Annotated in this window: 1 protein-coding gene; it reads right to left on the bottom strand. The window is 57.1% G+C overall.

All coding sequences use genetic code 11. The features are described 5' to 3' along the window. Positions 1 to 92: 92 nt before the first annotated feature. The gene (gene ltrA, locus DN412_RS42680; RefSeq protein ID WP_208647778.1) at positions 93 to 1412 is read right to left on the bottom strand and encodes a group II intron reverse transcriptase/maturase; all 1320 of its coding nucleotides are present in this window, start codon (positions 1410 to 1412) and stop codon (positions 93 to 95) included. Between the last annotated feature and the right edge of the window lie 599 nt (positions 1413 to 2011).

Here is a 2011-nt window from a genome sequence, read left to right as displayed (position 1 = left end):
TTTCCGAGTAGACGGGGACGTTACCGCCCCCATCCCTCACAGACCCGGACGAGCCCAATTAAGGCATCCGGTTCTTCATTGCACAGATTCGCTCACGTATCGGTATAGCAGTGCACAATTCGAGCTTGCGGCAAGGGAAACCTCTTGAGTATCTCCTTGAATGCAGTCCATGGAATGTTGCTTTTGGACGATCTGCGCGATAGCCACTTGCGCCAACAGTGGGCGGCATGAAATCTTAGGCCGCCAATACGCTTGAAGTTACCGCTGATGCCAAAGTAGGCGAAATGCCCCTTGAGCATCCTGCAGAGCTTTTGATGCTGATCCCTGATCGACCAGTGCCGCATTGCGCGGCACTGCTGATTGATCGCCTTCTTAGCGCGAGCCAAGCGATCCTTCGCCGTCAGTTGCCCAGGCATCGGCCAGCCCCTCCTCGATTTCACCCAAACATGCATGAACCCGAGGAAGTTGAAACTCGTCGCCAGCACCTTGCCGTCCTCATCCTTGGCGGACTTCGGCTTGTAGCGGAAATCGACCATGGTGGTCTTATCCGGGTGAAGCTCCAACCCGTATTTCCCAAGCCGCTTACCCAGCACCGCCAGCACCCGCTGCGCGTCATCCTTGTATGCAAACAGCATGACAAAATCGTCCGCAAAGCGGACTAGTGTGCTCGGCCCCCTCAGCCGTGGCTGCACCTCATCGCTGAACCATTCGTCGAGCACATAGTGCAGGAATACGTTGGATAGCAATGGGGAGGCAACACCGCCTTGAGGCGCGCCCGTTTCGGAAAAGGACAACTGTCCGCCTTCCATTACGCCCGCCTTCAACCACTTATCGATCAGTTTTCTGACTACACCGTCAGTGACTCGTCTGGCTAGAAACTCTCTCAGCTTGGCGTGCGAGATGCTGTCGAAAAATTTTCGAACATCCACATCCAACACCCATCGCCCACCGTTCTTGGTTATCCCGCTTCTGATCGCTTGCAGCGCATCGTGCGCGCTACGTCCACGGCGGTAGCCGTAGGAACTGTCGCTAAAGTCGACCTCATAGATCGGCTCCAGCAGCAGGACGATGGCACGCTGCGCCACTTTGTCCTCAAAAGAAGGAATTCCAAGACCTCGTTGACCGCTGCCATCTGCCTTGTCAATGTAATGACGGCGAACCGGCGGCGCACGGTAGCTGCCCGATTTGAGCCGGTCGATCAGGCTGGTCAGATTCTGCTCCAAATTGGCAGCGTAATCTTCTCCAGTCTGACCGTCGACTCCCACCGCGCCATCCTTGCGCGTGCAGTCGTACGCGTACTGGACCCATTCATAGTCGATGTGATGGGCCAAGGTGGTCAATGCCATCGCCGGATTGCTTCTCGCCAGCTCGGCTATACGTTCCTGTTTCGTTGACACGCTTTCAGGCTTCAATATTCCTCCGTGTTTCACATGAACGTTTCTGTACAACGACGCCCCCCTTTCCTCGACCGGGTCCGCCCGAGCGGCGTTCCCCGGCGTCATCAGTACTACGAAGGCGCTAAGACTTCCTGTGCCGAATACCGGGTCGCTTATTGATTCGCTTCCCGGCCCCAATTCTTCGTCATCATGTTCGCTCCCCTCCGGCGATGCCCTCCCGAGAGGCCCGGCCCCGCTTCTTAGCCCGGCGCCATCAGCTGCTTGAATTGGTCGAACACAGGACCTCCCAGGTTCCTGGGGCGTCCTTCCCGCACCTTTGCCCTGCTCTCAGACCCCGGCCAGTCTGGCTGGCCTCACCTTGATGGCCAACTCAGTTCCGTCCCCACCGTAAGGAAAGTGAAGACACCAGCGGCGACTTAATTTCGGGGCTCTATCACACGGCTTCAGTGCACCCTGTCTACGCTTCAAGTAATGCGTTACCGCATTCGCATGCAAGACTCGGTTCCGGCTGCTGGCTAGGCTTTGCCGGGAGGGATTCGAACCCTCTGAACTCCAACAAGTGGTTTCCGCCAGGTTCGGCTTCCCCCACTACCAGATTTATCCTGGCGCTACCT

Source organism: Cupriavidus lacunae (assembly GCF_003353055.1).
Taxonomy (GTDB): Bacteria; Pseudomonadota; Gammaproteobacteria; order Burkholderiales; family Burkholderiaceae; genus Cupriavidus; species Cupriavidus lacunae.
The sequence above is the reverse complement of the archived record's forward strand: the minus strand, read 5'-3'. Positions and strand labels throughout refer to the sequence as shown.